The 20,563-nt window shown below is 69.6% G+C and carries 16 protein-coding genes and 1 pseudogene; 8 read left to right on the top strand and 9 right to left on the bottom strand.

Annotation, left to right across the window (positions count from 1 at the left end; all coding sequences use genetic code 11):
• Window positions 1–35 precede the first annotated feature (35 nt).
• From AB0M27_RS23290 to AB0M27_RS23280, 3 genes are all read right to left on the bottom strand, one after another.
• Window positions 36–491 (bottom strand): hypothetical protein, encoded by a 456-nt coding sequence (locus tag AB0M27_RS23290; RefSeq protein ID WP_365723790.1) that lies wholly within the window; start codon window positions 489–491, stop codon window positions 36–38.
• 758 nt (window positions 492–1,249) lie between these two features.
• On the bottom strand, window positions 1,250–1,918 hold the full coding sequence (locus tag AB0M27_RS23285; RefSeq protein ID WP_365723789.1) for a class I SAM-dependent methyltransferase: 669 nt from the start codon (window positions 1,916–1,918) through the stop codon (window positions 1,250–1,252).
• A gap of 517 nt (window positions 1,919–2,435) precedes the next feature.
• Complete coding sequence (locus AB0M27_RS23280; RefSeq protein WP_365723788.1) at window positions 2,436–3,452, bottom strand: PQQ-binding-like beta-propeller repeat protein; 1,017 nt, start codon at window positions 3,450–3,452, stop codon at window positions 2,436–2,438.
• A 1,101-nt stretch (window positions 3,453–4,553) separates the two neighbouring features.
• Between AB0M27_RS23280 and AB0M27_RS23275 the strand changes: the two genes are divergently transcribed.
• Both AB0M27_RS23275 and AB0M27_RS23270 read left to right on the top strand, forming a co-directional pair.
• Window positions 4,554–5,135, top strand: coding sequence for a hypothetical protein (locus AB0M27_RS23275; RefSeq protein ID WP_365723787.1), 582 nt, complete (start codon window positions 4,554–4,556; stop codon window positions 5,133–5,135).
• Between the two features lie 354 nt (window positions 5,136–5,489).
• On the top strand, window positions 5,490–6,689 hold the full coding sequence (locus AB0M27_RS23270; RefSeq protein ID WP_365723786.1) for a pyridoxal phosphate-dependent aminotransferase: 1,200 nt from the start codon (window positions 5,490–5,492) through the stop codon (window positions 6,687–6,689).
• Between the two features lie 469 nt (window positions 6,690–7,158).
• Here AB0M27_RS23270 and AB0M27_RS23265 read toward each other — a convergent pair whose 3' ends face one another.
• A complete protein-coding gene (locus tag AB0M27_RS23265) occupies window positions 7,159–9,252 on the bottom strand; it encodes a hypothetical protein (RefSeq protein WP_365723785.1) in 2,094 nt (697 codons plus the stop codon).
• Window positions 9,253–9,577: 325 nt separating this feature from the next.
• Window positions 9,578–10,132, bottom strand: coding sequence for a Uma2 family endonuclease (locus AB0M27_RS23260; RefSeq protein ID WP_365723784.1), 555 nt, complete (start codon window positions 10,130–10,132; stop codon window positions 9,578–9,580).
• Between the two features lie 173 nt (window positions 10,133–10,305).
• On the opposite strand from AB0M27_RS23260, the pseudogene AB0M27_RS23255 reads away from it, so the two are divergent.
• Window positions 10,306–10,737 (top strand): annotated as a pseudogene (locus AB0M27_RS23255) (aminotransferase class I/II-fold pyridoxal phosphate-dependent enzyme); the annotation flags it as partial.
• A gap of 196 nt (window positions 10,738–10,933) precedes the next feature.
• On the top strand, window positions 10,934–12,127 hold the full coding sequence (locus tag AB0M27_RS23250; RefSeq protein ID WP_365723783.1) for a hypothetical protein: 1,194 nt from the start codon (window positions 10,934–10,936) through the stop codon (window positions 12,125–12,127).
• Between the two features lie 15 nt (window positions 12,128–12,142).
• Here AB0M27_RS23250 and AB0M27_RS23245 read toward each other — a convergent pair whose 3' ends face one another.
• Window positions 12,143–12,682: a YbjN domain-containing protein gene (locus AB0M27_RS23245; RefSeq protein WP_365723782.1), complete on the bottom strand. Its 540-nt coding sequence runs from the start codon at window positions 12,680–12,682 to the stop codon at window positions 12,143–12,145.
• Window positions 12,683–12,823: 141 nt separating this feature from the next.
• Here AB0M27_RS23245 and AB0M27_RS23240 point away from each other — a divergent pair, with 141 nt between their 5' ends.
• Window positions 12,824–13,291: a hypothetical protein gene (locus AB0M27_RS23240; RefSeq protein ID WP_365723781.1), complete on the top strand. Its 468-nt coding sequence runs from the start codon at window positions 12,824–12,826 to the stop codon at window positions 13,289–13,291.
• Between the two features lie 3 nt (window positions 13,292–13,294).
• On the opposite strand, the gene clpB is transcribed toward AB0M27_RS23240, so the two are convergent.
• Window positions 13,295–15,892: an ATP-dependent chaperone ClpB gene (gene clpB, locus AB0M27_RS23235; protein ID WP_365723780.1), complete on the bottom strand. Its 2,598-nt coding sequence runs from the start codon at window positions 15,890–15,892 to the stop codon at window positions 13,295–13,297.
• A gap of 117 nt (window positions 15,893–16,009) precedes the next feature.
• On the opposite strand from clpB, the gene AB0M27_RS23230 reads away from it, so the two are divergent.
• Window positions 16,010–16,402 carry a TIGR03618 family F420-dependent PPOX class oxidoreductase gene (locus AB0M27_RS23230; RefSeq protein ID WP_365723779.1) on the top strand — a complete coding sequence of 131 codons (393 nt, stop codon included), beginning with the start codon at window positions 16,010–16,012 and terminating at the stop codon, window positions 16,400–16,402.
• A gap of 150 nt (window positions 16,403–16,552) precedes the next feature.
• Here AB0M27_RS23230 and AB0M27_RS23225 read toward each other — a convergent pair whose 3' ends face one another.
• Entirely contained in the window at window positions 16,553–16,888 is a 336-nt protein-coding gene (locus AB0M27_RS23225; protein WP_055707997.1) for a hypothetical protein, read from the bottom strand.
• A 377-nt stretch (window positions 16,889–17,265) separates the two neighbouring features.
• Between AB0M27_RS23225 and AB0M27_RS23220 the strand changes: the two genes are divergently transcribed.
• The gene (locus tag AB0M27_RS23220) at window positions 17,266–18,210 is read left to right on the top strand and encodes a helix-turn-helix transcriptional regulator (RefSeq protein ID WP_365723778.1); all 945 of its coding nucleotides are present in this window, start codon (window positions 17,266–17,268) and stop codon (window positions 18,208–18,210) included.
• Between the two features lie 105 nt (window positions 18,211–18,315).
• Window positions 18,316–19,305, top strand: a complete 990-nt coding sequence (locus tag AB0M27_RS23215; RefSeq protein WP_365723777.1) for a helix-turn-helix transcriptional regulator — start codon at window positions 18,316–18,318, stop codon at window positions 19,303–19,305.
• Here AB0M27_RS23215 and AB0M27_RS23210 read toward each other — a convergent pair.
• Window positions 19,268–20,314 carry a LuxR C-terminal-related transcriptional regulator gene (locus tag AB0M27_RS23210; protein ID WP_365723776.1) on the bottom strand — a complete coding sequence of 349 codons (1,047 nt, stop codon included), beginning with the start codon at window positions 20,312–20,314 and terminating at the stop codon, window positions 19,268–19,270. The genes AB0M27_RS23215 and AB0M27_RS23210 overlap by 38 nt on opposite strands.
• Window positions 20,315–20,563: the final 249 nt, after the last annotated feature.

Genomic DNA, 20,563 nt, shown 5'->3' with positions numbered 1-20,563 from the left:
CCCAGGCGCGCAGTCCGCGACGGCTTCGGGCCTAGCTAGCTCCGGATGGCGCGGGCGAGCCAGGGGGTCAGAGTCACACGCTGGATCGGCTCTTTGTAGGTCTCGTCCCCGGGCAACGGGACGGTCAGCCATACGCCTGGCGGGAAGACGCGCCCCGTCACGTAGGCCAGGCCACCGTAGACGGACCGCAGGAAGGCTGGGGCCGAGTCGCGGGGAACATCGTGGAAGACGACGTTCTCGACACTGATCTTTGCATCGTCTTCCGGGAAGATCTGTACGGTGACGGCCGGGGAGCCTCCCAACTCGATGAAGGCCTCGTGCGGCAGCGAGCCGTCCGGGTCGAGAACGGTGAACGCCCCGGCCGAGGTGCGGCGCGACGTCTGGTCCGCACCGATGTCGTCGGTCACGGTTATCGCGAGGCCGTACTCCCACGCGACCTCACGTATCGCGGTGACGGCGGCTTCGGTGGTGGGCAGATGTGGATGCGTCATGATCCCACTGTCGCAGCACGCCGCTAGCCAGTAAGCCCGATCCAGGAATCCGGACGAGTGACGGCATCTGGGCTACCGGGTGCCAGCGCCTCAATCCAAGGACTGCACGATCTCGGTTGGCTGAAGTGGGCGTACACCCGTCGCGCACCCGGGTAGCAGGCCGCATCCCCGCTCGGGCCGTCTCTGGGCCGTGCGAGGGTGCTCAACGACGACCAACGCTGACAACCAGCGACAGCTAAGTCACAGGTCGCAGCGTTGATCGATTACCCGGCCGCAGGTCGGAGATCCGCTCCCTCACTTCTTCGGCTACTGACCGAGCTGCAGCCCAAGGTCTGCCCATGTGCTGCTCGGCCGGCGCCCCTGGACTGTCGCGGTACAGCAGTGAAGTACAGCAACCCCACCGACCAGTGCCAACCGTCGGTACCCCGAGGCATTCGCCGTACCAGCCCAGGAGACCTCGGCGACCGCCATGACCATAGTTCGCATCGAGGTGCCACGCGCAACACCCCCGCTCGGGCCGTCTCTGGGGGCCGTGCGGGGGTGCTCAACGACGACCAATGCTGACAACCACCGACAGCTAAGCCGCAGGTCGCAGCGTTGATCGAATACATGGCCGCAGGTCAGAGGCCCGGCCCTTCACTTCTTCGGCTACTGAGCACCACCCGGCCCTCGGGGAGTATCCAAACGACAAGTGGCGGTAGGCGTCAGGTGGTGAGTCCCGGCAGAAGCCCCTATGCCGCTTCGATTCCTCGTGATCGTCAGTCGGGCCGCTTGGCCATGACGACCAGACCGGGCCCGCTGTAATCCGTCGGAGGGAGTCGCAATTCGGCGACCGGGTTTAGGCCGGCCTGCTCGATCAGGTTGACGAGTTGTTCAGGCCGCCACTTGTGTGTCGTCCAGCGGACGGGTACGCCGCCGTAGGCCTCGGTGCGCACCGCGTCCTCGTCACCGACGTGTGTTCCGGTAATGAAGTGGCCGCCTGGCTTCAACGCGCGCGCGAACAGGGCGAGGACTTGGGGAAGGACGTCCCGAGGGAGGTTGAACAGTGACCACCACCCGAGCACGCCGCCCAAAGACCCTTCACCGAGGTCGAGCTCGGTGGCGGAAGCGACAGCGAAGCGGCACTCCGGATGAAGTCGGCGCGCGTTCTCGATCATGCGAGGAGAGAGATCCACCCCGGATACATCGAGTCCGCGTTCGGCGAGGTAGGCGGTCACCGTTCCGGGTCCGCAGCCGACGTCGAGGACGGGCCCGAACCCGCGCACGGTGTCGGCGAAAGCGTCGATCGACGCCTTGAGCCATGGATCCTTGCGGATGTCGCCGATTCCCGTCGTCACGACCATGTGGGCGTAGTTGTCGGCCACCCGGTCGTAGGACTCACGTACGACGTCGAGATCGGCCGGGCGGTCAATGGGGTGTGTGCGCATCAGCCAACGATAGGACTGTACAGGGGACTTGGGGCTGGCAAAGCGGTTAACACCAAGCCGTTCTTCACGGCCCGGCTGACCTCGTGAGGGCGTATGCCTTACAGCAGCGAAGTACATCAACCCCAGCAACCGGCAGCGCCCAACACGAACCCTCATAGCCCTTCGGGCAGCCTGTATGACCTTGGATGACCGATCTATGTAGAGCTGCGGATCAGAAGGTGCCCGTGCCCCAGCCGTGCCCGATCGAGCGGGAAACCACGGGGAACACCGAGCAGTCACGGTAGCCAGACACGAGAACGGCCCCCGACCAGACACCCAGGTCAGGGGCCGCTCTCGCTGTTCTCAGCGCGGTGGGTGTGGGATTTGAACCCACGGTGGCTCGCGCCACGACGGTTTTCAAGATTGTTGACAGCCTTTGCCTCGCCGTTGAGACTCCGCTGACCTCATTCGGAAAGACTTGCCACGCGCCACCAGGCCCAGGCCGGGTGATGGCGAGGTGCGTGCCACGAGGGAGGGGTCAGTCCGTGGCGAACAGCACGTCCCCCTCTCCGTCTCCCCAGCTGATGCTCACCGCCCCGTCGGCGATGTCGATGACGTCGAGTTCCCTGTCGTCGTCCGGAACGGTCATGGCCGGCAGCCGCAGGGTGTGGAGCAGGCGCCCGGTGCCTGCGTCGAGCACGAGCAGGTCGGCGCGGATCCGGCGACCCGTGTCCGTGTCGGTGAGGAACGGCTGGCGTACGACGTACAGCCGCCCGTCGGCGATCTCGGGCAACCCGTACTCCTGACCGGCCGGCGCCCGCAACTGCCAGGCGAGGTGTCCGTCCCGGGTGCCATAGGCACGCAGGAGGGTGTCGTGGTGCTCCTCGGACTGGTCAATGGGGCCGGTGGCCGACAGTACGATGCCGCCTCCCGAGGCGACCGCGTCCCACTCGCCGAAGGAGAGGGCGGCGCGTGGAGATATCCCTTGGCGGTTCACGTCGAGCAGCTGGATGTTATACCGGTCGGTGTCCGGGTTGTCCGGATCAGGGGCGACCAGCGTGTGCTCGTCGCCCCTGACCGTCAGCTTGAAGTCCTCGGTGCGCTGCTGCCAGAGGACCTTGCCCGTGCGGTTGTCGATGCCGAGCCGGAGGTGGTACTCGTCCCTGCGGACGTCCGGCATGCAGTACACAGAGGCGACGCTCAGGTGGTCCGGCAGGACGTACACGACGTAGACGATCGCCTCGGGACAGAACTTGGGCGTCTTCGCCGTCCACAGACTCCGGCCGTCGCGCTCGTCGAAGGCACGCACGGCGCCGGGCGCCCCGGTAACGACTTGACCACCGACGAGCGTCACGACCCGATAGTTGTTGTCGTGCCGGATGTCTGCGCGCCACAGCGGCTTGCCCGTGCGCAGATCGATGCCGACGAGCCTCCCGTCGGCGTAGCCGGCCACCACGGTGCGTTCCGACACCCCGAGCGTATCCACGGTAGCGCCCGGGTCCTGGGGCTCGTAGCGCCAGTATTCCTTGCCGGTCCGCACGTTCACCGCTGTCACGCCGTGGAGCGAAGCCGTATTACGTACGTACAGTCCGTGGACCAAGGCTTCTGTGAGTCCCGAAGTCCGACGTACGACGCGTTCAGGCGCGATCGGGCCCCCAGCGCCGAATGCGGCGGGAAAGGGGCCGTGGGCACCGGTGACCACGTCCCGTGGCTGGTCCTTGTGCACCAGCAACTGACTGATCGCGAGGAGGAGTAGCGCGATGAGCCCACCCCACACCTGGCCGCGGGCCACCGCCCGCACCTCCGCAAGGTTCGGGACAGGCCTGCCCGGTCCCCCCGACAGCCCCACTCCTGGTTCTCCCAGCAAATTCATACGTTGCGCCACGACAGCCCCCAGGTCCTGCCCCTGATCACCGTGACCCGGTGGCTGGGGGATTCTCACCTTCCGCAGGAGAGCAGGACAAGAGCTGCGGTGTGGTTGCCGTGGCTCGCCAGGTGGTTCCCGAGGGCCCCCTGTATATTTTCCCGGGCTTCTGCCTGGTTTGCGCTCCGGGAGTGGGAGCCGTGGGCCGTCTCAGTTTCCATCTCATTCACTGTCGTTCGGAGTCGTTCGCACTGGTAGGCAGGTCGGATCGGGGACCGCCGACGACCTGGAGCGACCGCGGGTGAACCACGGCGGACCACCATCAGACCCCGGCCAACAGACTTGGAAATCAGGCGCCTGCCTCCGCCCGCACGAGAAGTGGTGCGCGGCCAGCGCTGGCAGGTCGTTCCCTGGCCATCGACGAAGCCCGGCCGTCGGTTAAGTCCCGGACGAGTCTCCGGAACCACCCCCAGACAGACCGGGGATGCAACCATTCCCTTCAGAGCTGGAACCCCCGGAAGCCGACCGCGCGTCAGAGACCATAGCTTTGAGGACTGACAACGGACCGGCCAGTGATCGACTGTCAGCGGGTGCCCCGCACTACAAGCGCACCAGATCGAGCGGGGAACAGCGGGGAATCACAGTGACAGCAACCGGGCCCGACGAGGCCGTATCGGAGCAGTCCGCCCAGGTCAGCGCCCAATCCGGCCTCGAATGACCGCAGCTTCCCAAGCTGATGTCTCGGCGAAATCCCCCTGCTCGCAGTCCCCAAGGTGGCCTACCGTTCCACGCATGACTCCGATCAGCCCCGGGAACCCACTGACCTCAGAAGACGCCCAGGCGTTGCTCGCCATGCTCTCCGCCCGCGTAGAGGTGAAGCGGGGCATGAGCGAGCGAGAACTCGACTGCGTCGAGGAGCGATGGGGGTTCCGTTTCGCGCCGGAGCACCGAACGCTGCTGGGCGCAGGGCTACCCACAGGGAGCCGCAGTTGGCCCGATTGGCGGGACGGCGAGCCGGAGGACCTGGCGGAGCGGTTGGCGTGGCCAGTGGACGGTGTGCTGTTCGACGTGGAGCACAACGTTTTCTGGCATCCGGACTGGGAACCGCGGCCGGCGGACACTCAGGATGCCTTGGAAGTTGCTCGCACGTACTTGGCCAAGGTCCCTGTAATGGTGCCGATCTACTCGCACCGGTACCTGCTAGCCGATCCAGACCGCACCGGTACGCCCGTGCTGTCGATGTACCAGACGGACATCATTTACTACGGCACAGATCTGGTCGACTACTTCCACCACGAGTTCGGTCGCCCTGTGCCGACACCCGAAGACCATCAGTACGCCACGATCCCCTTCTGGTCGTACTTCCTGGACTGAACGACCCCTGGTTCGGGACCGAGAGGTCGCGTGCCACAACCGTGCCAGATGCAGGGGTCAGCCACGGTCAACAACGGGAACGAGCGGGTGCATCAGTGCCCGCCAGCCCGAACCAAGGAAGCCGCAGGTCACCGGCCAGACACCCCAGCCTCTCTCCTAAAGCGGTGATCTGGCACCCGAGGGCCCTGATCCGGCACCCTCTGGGCCGTCTCTGGGCCGTCCGAGGGCGGCCAACGACGACAGACGACGACAGTTGTCGACGGCTCTGCCCCTGGTCAGAGATGGCGCGGTGGGTCCCACCGCAGGTGTTCATCCGCGAAGCTATGTTGAGGAACTCCAGAGCTTGGGCGGAGGATGGCCGCCATGACCTCCAGCGCACGCCCCCACCTCAATCGCCGGCTCGCCGAGTTCGGGACGACGATCTTCGCCGAGATGTCCGCGCTCGCCCTGTCGACCGGATCGATCAACCTGGGCCAGGGCTTCCCCGACACCGACGGCCCGGAGGAGGTCAGGGAGGCGGCCGTACGGGCGCTGCGCGACGGCCGCGGCAACCAGTACCCGCCGGGGCCGGGCATCCCGGAGCTGCGCACCGCGATCGCCGCGCACCAGCGGCGCCGCTACGGGCTGACCTTCGACCCCGACACCGAGGTGCTGGTCACGGCGGGCGCGACGGAGGCGATCGCGGCCGCGCTGCTGGCGCTGGTGGAGCCGGGGGACGAGGTCGTGGCCCTGGAGCCGTACTACGACTCCTACGCGGCGAGCATCGCGATGGCGGGCGGCACGCGCGTGCCGGTGACACTGCGGCCACACTTCGAGGAGGGGGCGTCCTTCCGCCTGGACCTGGACGAACTGCGCGCGGCCGTCACCGACCGCACCCGGCTGCTGCTGATCAACACCCCGCACAATCCGACCGGTACGGTCCTCACGCGCGCGGAGCTGGCCGCGATCGCCGAGCTGGCGGTCGAGCGGGACCTGCTGGTGGTCACGGACGAGGTCTACGAGCACCTGGTCTTCGACGACGCCGGGCACCTGCCGCTCGCGTCCTTCCCCGGGATGCGCGAGCGCACGGTGACCATCGGCTCGGCCGGCAAGACGTTCTCCTTCACCGGCTGGAAGGTCGGCTGGGTTACCGGCGCCCCCGATCTCGTCGCCGCCGTCCGCTCGGCCAAGCAGTTCCTGACGTATGTCGCCTCCGGGCCCTTCCAATACGCCGTGGCCGAGGCCCTGCGCCTGCCCGACTCGTACTTCGCGGACTTCCGCGCGGACATGCTGGCCAAACGGGACCTGCTCGCGGGCGGCCTGGAGCGGGCGGGCTTCAAGGTCTTCCGCCCGGCCGGCACGTACTTCATCACCACCGACATCCGGCCCCTTGGCGAGAGCGACGGTTTCACCTTCTGCCGTGCGCTGCCGGAGCGCTGCGGGGTGGTAGCGATCCCCAACGCGGTCTTCTACGATCACCGCGAGCAGGGTGCACCCTTTGTTCGCTTCGCGTTCTGCAAGCGGACAGACGTGCTGGCGGACGCGGCCACCCGACTCAAGACGCTGGCCGCCTGACAGCCACAGACGTACCAGCACATGTACCGGCCACACGGCCTGGTTGCTCCGAGCCGCCGCGCACCCGCACTCGGGGGATCGCCGCGTCTCCCGTGGCCGCGCGCAACCGGTCCCCCAGTTCCTCATCGCCCCGGAAGCCGCGCTCCTGGAGCGCGCCGAGAAACAAGGCCGCCATCTCCGCAGCCCCCGGCAGGCCCTGCGCCGCTGCCCCGGCCACACCATCGCCGGCCAGCTGCAGCACCTCACGCACGGGTCCACGAAGCAACGCCGCAGGCAACGCCACTCCGTCCTGCGCGTGCAGCGCGCCACGCAGGGCCCGCAGCCCGTCCTCGCCCCATCCCTCAACCACGACCCCGACGGTAACGCGCCACCGAGGACGTACGACGCCGGGACCCATCGGTTTCCCTCCGCCCGGCTCCGTGCCAGTGCCGGCGCACCCGGCGCCTGGGGGGCAGGCGGTGTTGCCCGGTCAGCGGCGCCGCTTGCGGCCGCTCTTGCCTGAGGAGCGCCGAGCCTTCCGGGCGCGGCCGACGCGGGCGCCGTGGGTACCCAGTGCCCGGGCCGCCAGCTGCCTGAGCTCGTCGAGTCCGACCCGGTCCGGGTGCGCGGAGTCCAACGCGGCGGCAACCGCGTCCCTGGCCTGGGAGCCCTGGGCGCGCAGCGTCTCCTCGGCGCCCTCTCCGCCGCCCGCCAACTCCACGAGCTGAAGCAGGCTCTCGGCGAGCACCAGCAGAGACTCTCCATCGGTCATGTCCTCTGGGGACAGCAACTCACGGTGCGCCAGCGCGTTCAGCGCCAGCGGCGCCAGCTGTGGGTCTCGCCGCAGCGTGCGCAGCAGCCGCTCGCCCTCACCGTCCGGCAACGCCGCCAGCAGCACGTCGAGCATCGCCTGCGCACGCGTGCGGAAGGTCATGGTCCTTACGGCGTCGGTCAGTTGCCGCAGGGCACCTTCCCGCTCGCCGCGGGCCGTGATCCAGCCGGCCAGCTCCGTGCGGGCGGCGTCCGGGTCGTACTCCTCGGCCAGCACCCCCAGCAGGCCGGCCGCCGGCGCCTGGGCCAGTTCGCCGACCAACGGTGCGTCCCTGCCGACCGCCAGCAGCCGCTGTCGTACGGCCCGGGTACCGAGCTCGGTGAGACGGATGAGCTCGACCGGCCCGGCGGTCAGCTCCTCCCGCCGGGCATCGGCACGCTCCCGCGCCGCCGGGTCCGTTGCCGCCCCCGCGACGCCCAGCAGCTCCGCGAGCTCCGGCGGCATGTCCGCGAGCAGTTCGGGACCGGCATCGGAGGGGTCGATGTCGAGGAACACCGGATCGGCCATCCCACGGTCACGCTCGATCGCGCCCAGGTCGTCCAGCAGGTCGAGCACCGCGTGCAGGTCCCGGTCGGCGTGCTCGAACCACATCCGGTGCTGAAGGTCCGACCCGGCGTCGAGCTGGAAGGAGCTCCGATAGGCCAGGTGTACGGTGTCGCGCAGCCGCGGCCAGGGCATCGGGTACGGCAGGCTGTAGAGCGTGTTCAGCACGTCATCCAGGACGCCCTCGTAGACGTCGAAGAGCATCGACTCGATGTGCCAGCCGCTGCGTGCCCCGATCAGGGCCTGCCGCAGCTCGAAGCTCGCGTCGAAGGCGCGCAGCCACAGCTGGAGCGGGTCGGCCAGCACCGGCCGGGCCTTGGCCACCGCGTACAACCGCCCCTTGGCCACCCGGACCAGCCGTGCCTTCTTCGCCCACTCCACCAGCAGTGCCAGCCGCGGCAGGTCGGCAGAGGAACGCACCCCCTCGGCCTTGTCGCCGGTGCCGAGTACGTCCACCATCTCGCGGGCCTCCGCCAGCCGCAGCCGTCCCGTCGCCGTCACCGGGCGGCCGCCCTGCCCCGCCCATTCGGCGAGTCCGCGCAACTGCGAGACGGCCGTCGACGCCTCGGCCCGTCGGCGCAGTTCGTCGTCCGGGGGAAGCATCACGGGCAGCTGCGGCTCGGCCCGGGCCACGCCGGACAGCACGCGGCCGGTCAGCCGCCGTTCCATGATCGCGGCGAGAGCCTGCTGATCGTAGGCGACCTCCCCGCGTTGCGCCCGGTCCGCGAAGCGCTGAAACGCCGCCTCGTCCTGGACGTCCACGCCCTGCTCCGCGGCCGTCATCGCCCAGAACTTCGCCAATCCCCAGCGAGTGCGGTCCGTCATCGCCGCCAGATGCTGTTCCGCGACCCTGTCGACCGCGGCAAGGGAATCCTGGAGTGAGGGGCCGCGCGGATCCGCCAACTGCGCGGCGTGCAGATAGCGCAGTAGTGTGCGCAGTGTGCCCGGGGCGTCGGCGCGTTCCTCCCCGGGAAGCTCGGTGACCTGCTGGGGAAGCCAGGAGAGCAGTAGCTCCTCCACATGGCACGACTCCCACAGCCCCAGTCGGCCGTCGGCAGTGACCAGGTGCCGGTAGTCCAGCGCCGTCTCGGCCATGTACCCGTCCACCGGCAGCCCCTGCTCCCCGGCCCACCGAACCAGGCGGTCGACCAGCAGCCCACGCGCCGCCTCGAACTCCTCCTCGGCCTCGGGTTCGAACCGCATCCGCATGAAATCTCGTCCACCTGTCTGCAGCAGTCGTTGCCGTGCCACGCTATCGCCGAACCGGGGCCGGCAACTCGGCCGAGGACGAGCGGGCCCGCTACCCCAGGGCAGTACGTGGTGGTTGGCGCCCCCAGCAAACGCGGCTTCGAACATCCTTGCGGCGAATCGGACTTCGTCGCACGGACTCACGGCACAGAACTGCACGCCCCCTGGCCGAGCCCGATCGACGAGAGACCAGGCCTTCCCAGCTGGCTGCTGCCCCGACCAGGAACAACCACGTCCGGCCACGGCGGTGCCGACGGCACGGGCCTGGCCGGCGGGGAGTCCCTCGTCAGCGGGTGTCCCCCTCGGGCTCCGGACGTGGGAGTTCGTCGAGGTCGAGGGTGAAGGTGCGGCCGTCGGCCAGGGGGATGGGGAGCTTGCCCGTGCCGTACGCGTGGGTGTGTGCCGCGATGTAACCGGTGGCGGTCGGCTGGGTGTGAAGGACGACTTCCTGGGCGTAGGGGTCCACGACCAGGTAGATCGGGATTCCGTAGCGGCCGTACTTCGCGGTGCAGTCGTCGTAGTCCTTGCGTGCGGAAGAGGTCGAGACGACCTCGGAGATCAGCAGGACGTCCTCGAAGCTGTAGCGCTTGCCTTCCTTGCGTGCGTCCTCGCGCAGGATCGCCAGATCGGGGGCGGAGTTCTCGTCGGCGGGGAAGTCGATGTAGACGTCGGAGGTGACCTTCGCGTGACGGCCGAGGGCGAGAGCGGAGTCGATCTGCATCGACCTGATGGTGCTGGAGTGCTCTTCGCTCTGCGGGGTCATGATCACCTTTCCGTCGGCCCCGAACAGGACCGTGTACCCCTTGGGGAACTCGGTGTGCACGATCGCGTCGACGCTCATGGACGGCTCCTTCCCGTGTGTGGTCAGGATACGACGGACAGTGCCGCGTTACCGAGCCCGTCGGCACGGTCGGCAGACCGGTCCGGGCAGGTTGCGCGGCCCGCTCACCGCCGGTGCCGGGGATCCGCAGCGGGGCCTGTCGCACGACATAGGAATAGGTAGGCCGACGAGGTGTGGGCTGGGTCACGGCCGCGCCGGAGCTGGTGTCTGCGGTCCGCGCGGTGAAGCAGTTCCTGACCTACGTCTCCTCGGGCCCCTTCCAGTACGCGGTCGCCGAGGCGCTCGCCCTGCCCGACTCCTACTTCGAGGAGTTCCGCCGGTCCATGCTGGCCCGCCGGGACATCCTCGCGCAGTGCCTGACGGAGGCGGGCTTCGAGGTCTTCCGGCCGGCCGGCACGTACTTCATCACCACCGACATCCGCCCCCTCGGCGAGAAGGACGGCTTCGCCTTCTGCCGCGCCCTGCCGGAACGGGCCGGCGTCGTGGCGATCCCCAACGCCGTCCTCTACGACGACCGGGAGGCGGGGGCGCCGTTCGTGCGGTTCGCGTTCTGCAAGCGGGAGGAGGTGCTGCGGGAGGCGGCGAAGCGGTTGCGGGCGCTCTAGCGCCTCGCAGGGGGTGCGGAGCCGTGCTCGCTGTGCGGCTCCGCCGCGTGGGCGCGGCCGGCCACGACGCACCCGCAGACGGAAGACGGCCGAGAAGCGACGGCGCTTCGCCGCTTACTCGACACAGGTGAACCCACACCGCACTCGGCGCCCACCTGCTCGCATCGGCGCCCCCGCCCTTGCAGGGTGCGGTGATGTGACCCACGCCGGCAGCACCCTCGCCCCGCCCGTAGCCGCGCCGAAGCCGGCGCCGCGCGGCCGCGCCCGGCCCTCCCTGGTCCGTGCGGGCGGGGTCGCCGTAGGCCTCTTTCTCGGCGTCCGGCTCACCGGGGTCGCCGTGCTCGCCCTCGTCGCCCATCTCGCCGGCCGGCACCCCCTGCCGCTGCTCGCCCGGTCCTGGGACTCGGTCTGGTACCTGGGCATCGCGGCGCACGGCTACGGTCACGACCTGCCCTCCTCCGACCCGGGCCCGCACAGCGACCTCGCGTTCTTCCCGCTGTACCCGGCGCTGCTGCGGGCGGTGACCGCGCTGGCCCCGGTCGGCGGTGGCACCGCCGGGCTGCTGATCTCCTGGACCGCCGCCGCGGTGGCCGCCGCCGGGATCCACGCGGTCGGCTCCCGGCTGCACGGGCGGGCCACCGGTATCGCGCTGGTGCTGCTGTGGGGGCTGTTGCCGCACGCGGTGGTGCTGTCGATGGCGTACACCGAGCCGGTGCTGACCGCGTTCGCGGCCTGGTCGCTGTATGCGCTGCTGGCCGGGAACTGGCTGTGGGCGGGCGCGCTGGCGGCGCTCGCGGGGCTGGCCCGGCCGAACGGGCTCGCGGTCGCCGCCGCGGTGCTGGCCACGGCCGGTACGGAGGTGTGGCGGCGCCGCGGAAAGGTTTCCCACAGGCTGTGGACGGGCGCGGCGCTCGCCCCGCTGGGCTGGACGGCGTATGTGCTGTGGGTCGGGCGGCGGAGGGGCGATCTGCTCGGGGGCTACTTCGAGGTGCAGCGGCTGTGGGGGTCGACGTTCGACTTCGGGCTCGGCTCGCTGCAGTTCGTGCGCGTGATGCTGCTGCACGGCACGCGGTTCGTGTTCCCGATGGCCCTGCTCCTGGTCGTGGCCGCGACGGTGCTGTACGCGCTGCTGCTCCTGGACCGCGTCCCGCTGCCGCCGCTGGTGTTCAGCGGGGTGCTGCTGCTGATCGCGCTCGGCGGGTCGGGCTTCTTCGAGTCCAAGCCGCGGTTTCTGCTGCCGGCGTTCCCGCTGCTGCTGCCACTGGCCCAGATGCTGGCGAAAACGGCGAAAACCCGGCCCTGGCACGCGACCGTACTGGTCGCGACCCTGGCCGGGCTCAGCTATGTCTACGGCGCGTACCTCGTGGTGTACGCGCAGGCACCGCTGTAGGCGGCGGGACGGGGCCTACTCGCCGTCGTCCTCGGGGTTCTCCGGCTCGTCCGCCTCGTTGACCTCCTGCTCCAGGCCGAGCTGCTCGACGAGCCACCGGTCGAACTCGATCGCGGCCCGCACCCAGCTGACGGTCGAGGAGACGAAGTGGTTGATGTCGACGCCCGTGCCGATCAGCATCTGGGCCTCGCCGATCAGACGGACGGTGCCGTCGTCGTGGGTGTGGGTGTACACCTTGGGCCACAGGGTGCGGCGGTTCCAGTCGTCGACGGACTCCAGCAGCTGCGGCTTCTCGTCGATCTTGTGGGGGCGGTCGTAGAACGTCCGCACCGAGAAGACCGCCTGTTCGGCCTCCCCGCGGAACATGAAGTACGTGCGGAACTGCTCCCACGGAGCCGCGAGGTCACCCTCCTCGTCGACGACGTACTTCAGCTCCATCTGGTCGAGGAGCTGCTTCACGAGATCCTGATCCGGGACGACGGGGCCCGCCGGTCCTTGGGGCTGCGGTTCGGGCTGGCCCCCGAAGTTCGGAATCGAGGACGGGTCGATGCTCACCGTGTTTTTCCCTTCGTGCGGATTCCGCCATCCTCCCTCATCCGGGGAGGGGGGAGGCAAGCCCCGCCGCCCGCCTGTCCGCCTTTGGCTGACATGATTCCGGCTGCCGGGCCGGCGGGCCGTGAGCGGACGGGGGCAGAGGTGGCGGAACGGGGACGGACCAGGTGGGGGACCGTCGCGGCGATCCTGGCGCTGCCCGCACTGATCATGGCCGGGCTGGCCGTGATGGTGGTGAGGTTCGCGACCTCGGACCACCCACTGGGCGGGGCCCCGGAGAAGGTGCCGTGCGCGGAGGCACTGGACTTCGGCGGGGCGAAGCTCCCGGACGCGGCGTTCGAGGACAGGTGCACGGTGCAGACCTGGCTGGACACCGACTACAGAGCCGAGTTCCGCCTGCCCCGGGCACAGCTGTGGGCGTGGTTGAGGCACACCTACCCGGGGGCTCCCGAGCCGGACACCGACCTCTGTCTCGACGGCGCGGATTTCTGCGTGAACATGAACAGCGAGAGCACCGTGCCGCCCGGCATCGACGCGAACGCGGTGGAGATCGACGTGTCGTACGAGGGCCCGGACCAGGCCCTCGTACGGTTCACCGCGTTCACCGTGTGAGCGTCACAGCGTCTTCCCCGTCGCCGGCCCCACCAGCAGCCCCTCGCCGAAGCGGTCGACGCGGACCGTGTCGCCGTCCTTGATCTCGCCGGCGAGGATCTCCTTGGCGAGGCGGTCGCCGATGGCGGTCTGGACGAGGCGGCGCAGCGGGCGGGCGCCGTAGGCCGGGTCCATGCCCTCCTCCGCGAGCCAGGCCAGCGCCTCGGGGGTGACCTCCAGGGTGAGCCGGCGTTCGGCCAGGCGCCTGCCCAGGCGGTCGATCTGGAGCTCGGCGATCCGCTCCAGCTCGGGCTTGGTCAGTGCCGAGAAGACCACCAGGTCGTCCAGCCGGTTGAGGAACTCCGGCTTGAAGGAGGTCCGGACGGCCTCCAGGACCTGTTCCTTCTTCTCCGCCTCGGACGTCAGCGGGTCGACCAGGAACTGGCTGCCCAGGTTGGAGGTGAGCACCAGGATGGTGTTGCGGAAGTCGACGGTACGGCCCTGACCGTCCGTCAGTCGGCCGTCGTCCAGCACCTGGAGCAGGATGTCGAAGACCTCCGGATGGGCCTTCTCCACCTCGTCCAGCAGGACGACGGAGTACGGGCGCCGGCGGACCGCCTCGGTGAGCTGGCCGCCCTCCTCGTAGCCGATGTAGCCGGGAGGCGCCCCGACCAGCCGGGCCACGCTGTGCTTCTCGCCGTACTCCGACATGTCGATGCGGACCATGGCCCGCTCGTCGTCGAAGAGGAAGTCCGCGAGCGCCTTGGCGAGTTCGGTCTTGCCGACGCCGGTCGGCCCGAGGAAGAGGAAGGAGCCGGTGGGGCGGTCGGGGTCGGCGATGCCCGCGCGGGAGCGCCGTACGGCGTCGCTGACCGCGCGTACGGCCTCGCTCTGGCCGATGAGCCGCTTGCCCAGCTCGTCCTCCATGCGCAGCAGCTTCTGCGTCTCGCCCTCCATCAGGCGGCCGGCCGGGATGCCGGTCCAGGCGGCGACGACGTCGGCGATGTCGTCGGAGCCGACCTCCTCCTTGACCATGGTGTCCTTGGCGGCCTCCTCCTCGGCCTCGGAGGCGGCCTCCAGCTCCTTCTCCAGCTGCGGGATCTCGCCGTAGAGCAGCTTGGCGGCGGTGTCGAAGTCGCCGTCGCGCTGGGCGCGTTCGGCCTGGCCGCGCAGGTCGTCCAGGCGCTCCTTGAGCTCACCGACCCGGTTGAGGGACTGCTTCTCCTTCTCCCAGCGGGCGGTCAGGCCGCGCAGCTCCTCCTGCTTGTCGGCGAGGTCGCGGCGCAGCTTCTCCAGCCGGGCGACGGAGGCCGGGTCGGTCTCCTTGGCGATCGCCAGCTCCTCCATCTTCAGCCGGTCGACGGCGCGCTGGAGTTCGTCGATCTCGACGGGCGAGGAGTCGATCTCCATACGGAGGCGGGAGGCCGCCTCGTCGACGAGGTCGATGGCCTTGTCGGGCAGGAAGCGGGAGGTGATGTAGCGGTCGGAGAGGGTGGCCGCGGCCACCAGCGCCGAGTCCGCGATCTGCACCTTGTGGTGGGCCTCGTACCGGCCCTTCAGACCGCGCAGGATGGCGATGGTGTCCTCGACGGTCGGCTCGGCGACCAGCACCTGCTGGAAGCGCCGCTCCAGCGCCGGGTCCTTCTCGATCCGCTCCCGGTACTCGTCCAGGGTGGTGGCGCCGACCATGCGCAGCTCGCCGCGGGCCAGCATGGGCTTGAGCATGTTGCCCGCGTCCATGGCGGAGTCGCCGCCGGCGCCGGCGCCGACGACGGTGTGCAGCTCGTCGATGAAGGTGATGATCTGCCCGTCGGAGTCCTTGATCTCGGCGAGGACGGCCTTCAGCCGCTCCTCGAACTCGCCGCGGTACTTGGCGCCGGCCACCATCGCGCCGAGGTCGAGCGCGACCAGCCGCTTGTCCTTCAGCGACGAGGGCACGTCACCCTTGACGATCCGCTGGGCGAGCCCCTCGACGACGGCGGTCTTGCCGACACCGGGCTCACCGATGAGGACGGGGTTGTTCTTCGTACGGCGGGACAGCACCTGCACGACCCGCCGGATCTCCTGGTCCCGCCCGATGACCGGGTCGAGCCGGCCCTCGCGGGCGGCGGCGGTGAAGTCGGTACCGAACTTCTCCAGGGCCTTGTACTGACCCTCGGGGTCGGCGGTGGTCACGCGGCGTCCTCCCCTGGCCTTCTTGAAGGCCTCCAGCAGCTTCTTCGCGTCGGCGCCCTGCGCCTGGAGCAGTTCGGCGACGCGGCCGCCCTTGGCGGCGGTGCCGATGAGCAGATGCTCGGTCGACAGGTACTCGTCACCGAGCTCCTTCGCGCGCTCGCCGGCGTCGGCGATCACGGCCAGCAGCTCGCGGTTGGGCTGCGGGGGCGCGACCGTGGACCCGGTCACGCTGGGCAGCGCGGCCAGGATCTTCTCGGCGCCCGCGCGTACCGCGGCCTGGTCGGCCTCGACGGCCGCGAGCAGGTCGGTGATGTTCTCGTTGTCCTGCCCCTGAAGCAGAGCCAGCAGCAGGTGAGCGGGGGTGAGGTCCGGGTGCCCCTCGGTCACGGCCCGGTTGCTGGCCGCGTTGATCGCGTCCCGGCTCCTGTTGGTCAGCTCGGCGTCCACGTTGTCCGTTCTCCTCCTCGGCCACACTCTCCACTGCTGACTTCACCAGCGTACACAAAGTTGAGTCTATTCCGCTCAAGGTGGGGGAGGAAGCCGTGCGGGGACTAGGTTGCGGGCATGGCGAAGCACGCGGAGCAGTACCTGGAGTTCTGGCGAGAACGTCACCTGTGCACCCTGACGACGCTCCGGCCCGACGGCAGTCCGCACGTGGTCCCGGTGGGGGTGACGTACGACGCCGAGGCCGAGCTGGCCAGGGTGATCACCAACAAGACGAGCGCGAAGGTCGGACACGTGCTGGCGGCCGGGCCCGAGGGCGCCCGGGTCGCGGTGTGCCAGGTGGACGGCCGGCGCTGGGCCACGCTGGAGGGTCGGGCGAGGGTACGGACCGATCCGGGACGGGTCGCCGAGGCCGAGCGGCGCTATGCCGAGCGGTACGAGCGGGTGCCGTCGCCGAATCCGGCGCGCGTGGTGATCGAGATCGAGGTGGAGCGGACACTGGGGCGCGGGTGAACAGGCGACTGAACATTTTCAGCCACCCTGGAAACGGACCCATACCCCGAAATGTCCCCAAAAACTGCAGCGGCGTCACCGTGTTCAGGTCACGGTGACGCCGCTGCGGGGGGAAGCACCTGAGCGATCTTTTACGACGGGGGAATCGCGTCAGGCACTGCGGGGGGTGGCCGAGATGGTCCTCAGGTCCTGGTCCGTCGGCTCGGCGAGCCGATGGTCCCGCTGGTCGAGGTTCACAAAGATCATTCCGTACCGGATGGCACACCGCACCGGCTGGGGCGCGCCACGCGGCTTGCGCAGGCACCGGTACGCCCGCACGTCCTCGTCCTCGTCCCGCGTCACGACGACCGGCTCACCGAACACGGTCACCATCAGCGAGTCACCGCTGTGGGGGATGGCGGTGACCAGGTCGATGAAGTGCCAGCCGGAGCGGTAGGCCGTGGCCATTTCGCGGCGGAAGGACCGGTCGTCGGGTGGAGTAGTCATCAGTCAGCCCCAGGTGGTGTCGTCTGCACCATCGGTATGGGCCGTTGCGGTGCTGTCGGCACTCACAGCGACGGTCCGAGGAGCCACTCCCCAGGTAGTGTCCGCCGCAACGTCACGTTTCCCACCGGAGAGGCCACTCAGCGCGCCGATGGCCACAACGGCGGAGAAGGTAACGGCAAGCATCGACCGAAGCATTCTCTTGCGCATAGTCGGCTTCGTCCTCACTTGATGGTCCCCTCTTCCCCCGTCGAACAAGACGATGTCTCATTTGGGCACCTCATGGCCACACGATCGATGCATCATGTTCCTGCATGTTCAGGACCCTGGGGGGTGGAGATTTGACAAGAAATCAGACCAAAGTGTCACATCCCCATGCGATGACCGAGCTCTGCGAGGAGGGTAGCCGCCTCTACGCGAAGGCGCTGCGGTCGGGACGCATCGCCCGTGCGGATGTGGAACCCGCCCCCTGCCTCATGGAGTTCGCCCTCCTGCACCCCGACCCCGACGACGCGAACTGGCTGCGCCCCACTCCTCCCTCGGTCGCCCTGGCCCAGCGGCTCAACCCGATCGAGCGCGAGATATCCGAACGCAGGCGGCTGTCGGTCGAACTGGCCGAGGCGTTCGAACCGTTCATGACGCTGAGCGCGCAGAGCACAACACCCACGCACGCCATTTCCGTCCTGGAGGGCCTGGACCGCATCAACGCGGCCCTCGACGTGGCGACGGCCGAGTGCCGCTCCGAGGTGCTCACCGTGCAGCCGAGCAGCCGTCGCCTCGAACACACCCTCCTGCAGGGGCTGGAGCGCGACCGTCCGCTCCTCGAGCGCGGCGTGCGCATCCGGACCCTCTATCAGCACACGGCCCGCTACAGTCCCGAGACGCTCGGGTACGTGTCCCAGTTCTCCGAAGGCAAGGTGGAGTACCGCACCATCGACGAGCTGGTGGAGCGGCTCATCATCTGTGACGAGACCGTCGCTTTCATTCCGATCCGCGACGACCGGCAGGTCGCCCTGGAACTCCGGCATCCCGGCCTGGTGCGCTATCTGATCAAGGTGTTCGAGTTCATGTGGGCCCGCGCGGTGCCGCTCAGCACCGGCGCACCCTACGAAACCGCCCCGGACGGCATCACGGAGATCCAGCACTCCATCGCCAAGCTCCTGGTCGAGGGGCACGTCGACGAGGCCATCGCCCGCCGGCTCGGCATGAACGTGCGTACCTGCCGGGCCCATATCGCCAAGTTGGCCAACGCCCTCGGCAGTGGCAGCCGGGCCCAGCTCGGCTTCCTCATAGCGCAGTCGGGGATTCTCAAGCAGGAGCCCTGACGCCGACGGAACGAGAAGGCCACTGTACGGAACGAGAAGGTCACTGTGACGACACCTGCGCACCGGGCAGTCAGGGATGCTCGGCCAGCAGGGGGAGGTGGGCCGGTGACGCACCGGGAGCACGGGGTCGAGGAGTTGTGTGCCGCCGGGGAGGAGCTGTACGAGCGCGCCCTGCGGAAGGGGCGGATACCTGTCGGCGATGCCGCCGACGTGCCCTGTCTCACCGATTTCGGGCTGCTCCACCCCGCCCTGGACGACCTGGGGCTGCTGGAGCCGGTCGCGCCCGCCGCGGCCCTGCACCGGCTGCTGCGCGCCTCCTCGGCACGGGTCGCCGAGGAACGCCGGCGCGAGGACCGGCTGGTGGAGCGGTTCGAGCCGCTGCTGCGGATCGGCGCAGGGCAGACGCCCGGCACCGGTACCGAACCGGCGATGCTGCGGCTGCTCAGCGGCACCGAGCAGATCAACCGGGCCATCTCCGACGCGATGGTGGACGCCACCGAGGAGTCCCTGACCATCCAGCCGCACGCCGGCCTCACCGGCCCGCGCGGCGAGGCGGCCCGTGACACCGCCTTCGGGCGCGATCAGGCCTTGCTGGACCGCGGCGGCCGTATCCGCACCCTCTACCAGCACACCCTGCGCCATGTGCCGGAGGTGTACGGGCCGTTGGAGCACTTCCGGCGCGGCGACACCGAGGCGCGCAGCCTCGACGAAGTGCCGGACCGGCTCATCGTCATCGACCGCAAGATCGCCTTCCTCCCCGCCGACGACGACGGCAGGCTCGCCCTGGAGGTCCGCCACCCGGCGCTGATCAAGTACTTCGTCACGACCTTCGACCGGCTCTGGCGGCTGGCCACGCCGATGTTCCCGAAGGCGGTGCAGCCCCCGTCGGTGAACGGCGTCACGCCCCGCCAGCGCGCCATCGCCGCCCTCCTCGTCGAGGGCCACACCGACGCCGTCATCGCCGACCGCCTGGGCATGAACATCCGCACCGCCCGGCTGCACATCGCCAAGCTCGCCGCCACCCTCGGCAGCGACAGCCGGGCCCAGCTGGGCTACCTCATCGCACGCTCGGGGATCCTTGATCAGGAGCCGTGAGCGCGCCGGCCGACAGCCCGGGCCCGCGGTGGCCGTCCAGGCCGACCTGGGCGATCCGGACGCCCAGCTGGGTACGGCTGGCCGCGCCCAGGGTCTCCGAGAGCCGGGCGATATGGGCGCGGCAGGTGCGCACGCTGATGCCGAGCCGCTCGGCGATCACCGCGTCCTGGTGACCCTCGGCGAGCAGCGCGGCGATGGACTGCTCGCGGTGCGAGATGCCTTCGATGCCGGTGTCGGGGAGGGGGGCGGTGAGCGGGATGGCCAGACGCCAGAGGCGTTCGAAGACCGTCACCAGGTACTCCACCAGGGCCGGGTGGCGCAGTTCAAGAGCCATCGTGCGGTCGGCGTTCGCCGGGATGAAGGCCACCGTGCGGTCGAAGAGGATCAGGCGGTCGATCACCTCGTCCAGCGTCCTCGCCTCGACCGTGTCGCCCATCAGTTCCAGGTAGTTCAGCAGGCCCTGGCCGTGCCGGGCCACATGCGTGTACAGGTCGCGCATGCGCACGCCGCGGCCGCGCAGGGCCAGCGCCCGGTGCAGCCCCTCGGTCAGCTCGGCCTCCCGGCGGATGCCGCCGGGCTGCACGGTGAGCACCTCGGTCGTGCACGCCTCGGTCGCCTCGTCCATCGCGGCCTGGATCCGGGACAGCCCATCCAGCACCCGGATCGCGCTGCCCTCGGCCGGTGCGGCCAGCGCGCCCAGCTGACGGCCGAGTCCGGCGTACCACTCGAAGGCGGCCACCGCCGAGCCCACCCGCCGCTGGCTCGCGCTGACCTCGTCGTAGACCCCGCGCAGCAGCCTGGTCATGACCTCCTGCGGGGAGGTCGGCACCAGCCAGTCCATGTCGTCGGGGTCCGGGTGCAGCAGGGCCAGTTCCAGCAGGCAGGGCACCGCCTCGGCATCAGTGCGCGACACGCGCCCCCGGCGTACGGCCCGGGAATAGACCCGGTCGCCGGCCGCGCACAGTCGGTCGGCGCCGTGTGGATGCTGCTCCGCCCCGCGCCCGGCCATCGCCCATTTCACCCCCGGTGTGCTGCCACTTCCGCAGCGCAACTATGCGCGGGTGCCGACCGGGTCCGCAACACGGCTCACCTCAACAGGGCTGCCGTAAAGCACTGCTATGCGCGGGTATATGCCAGGCTCCGCCCCTCACATTGCAACAAGCTGATGGTGGTGGGGCGGACCGCGTCAGGGCATCGTTGGTCCCGCTTCCCCCGGGTGTCACCGGATCACCGGACACCCGGAGCGGGGACGCTCCGC

Origin of the sequence: Streptomyces sp. NPDC052107 (assembly GCF_040680215.1) — a bacterium.
Taxonomy (GTDB): Bacteria; Actinomycetota; Actinomycetes; order Streptomycetales; family Streptomycetaceae; genus Streptomyces.
This window is presented reverse-complemented; position numbering and strand designations above follow the sequence as displayed.

Excerpts from the sequence above, each read along its gene's own strand:
- AB0M27_RS23290 (WP_365723790.1), bottom strand. The coding sequence starts at position 491 with ATGACGCATCCACATCTGCCCACCACCGAAGCCGCCGTCACCGCGATA.
- AB0M27_RS23285 (WP_365723789.1), bottom strand. The coding sequence starts at position 1,918 with ATGCGCACACACCCCATTGACCGCCCGGCCGATCTCGACGTCGTACGT.
- AB0M27_RS23275 (WP_365723787.1), top strand. The coding sequence starts at position 4,554 with ATGACTCCGATCAGCCCCGGGAACCCACTGACCTCAGAAGACGCCCAG.
- AB0M27_RS23270 (WP_365723786.1), top strand. The coding sequence starts at position 5,490 with ATGGCCGCCATGACCTCCAGCGCACGCCCCCACCTCAATCGCCGGCTC.
- AB0M27_RS23265 (WP_365723785.1), bottom strand. The coding sequence starts at position 9,252 with ATGCGGATGCGGTTCGAACCCGAGGCCGAGGAGGAGTTCGAGGCGGCG.
- AB0M27_RS23260 (WP_365723784.1), bottom strand. The coding sequence starts at position 10,132 with ATGAGCGTCGACGCGATCGTGCACACCGAGTTCCCCAAGGGGTACACG.
- AB0M27_RS23230 (WP_365723779.1), top strand. The coding sequence starts at position 16,010 with ATGGCGAAGCACGCGGAGCAGTACCTGGAGTTCTGGCGAGAACGTCAC.
- AB0M27_RS23225 (WP_055707997.1), bottom strand. The coding sequence starts at position 16,888 with ATGACTACTCCACCCGACGACCGGTCCTTCCGCCGCGAAATGGCCACG.
- AB0M27_RS23220 (WP_365723778.1), top strand. The coding sequence starts at position 17,266 with ATGACCGAGCTCTGCGAGGAGGGTAGCCGCCTCTACGCGAAGGCGCTG.
- AB0M27_RS23210 (WP_365723776.1), bottom strand. The coding sequence starts at position 20,314 with ATGGCCGGGCGCGGGGCGGAGCAGCATCCACACGGCGCCGACCGACTG.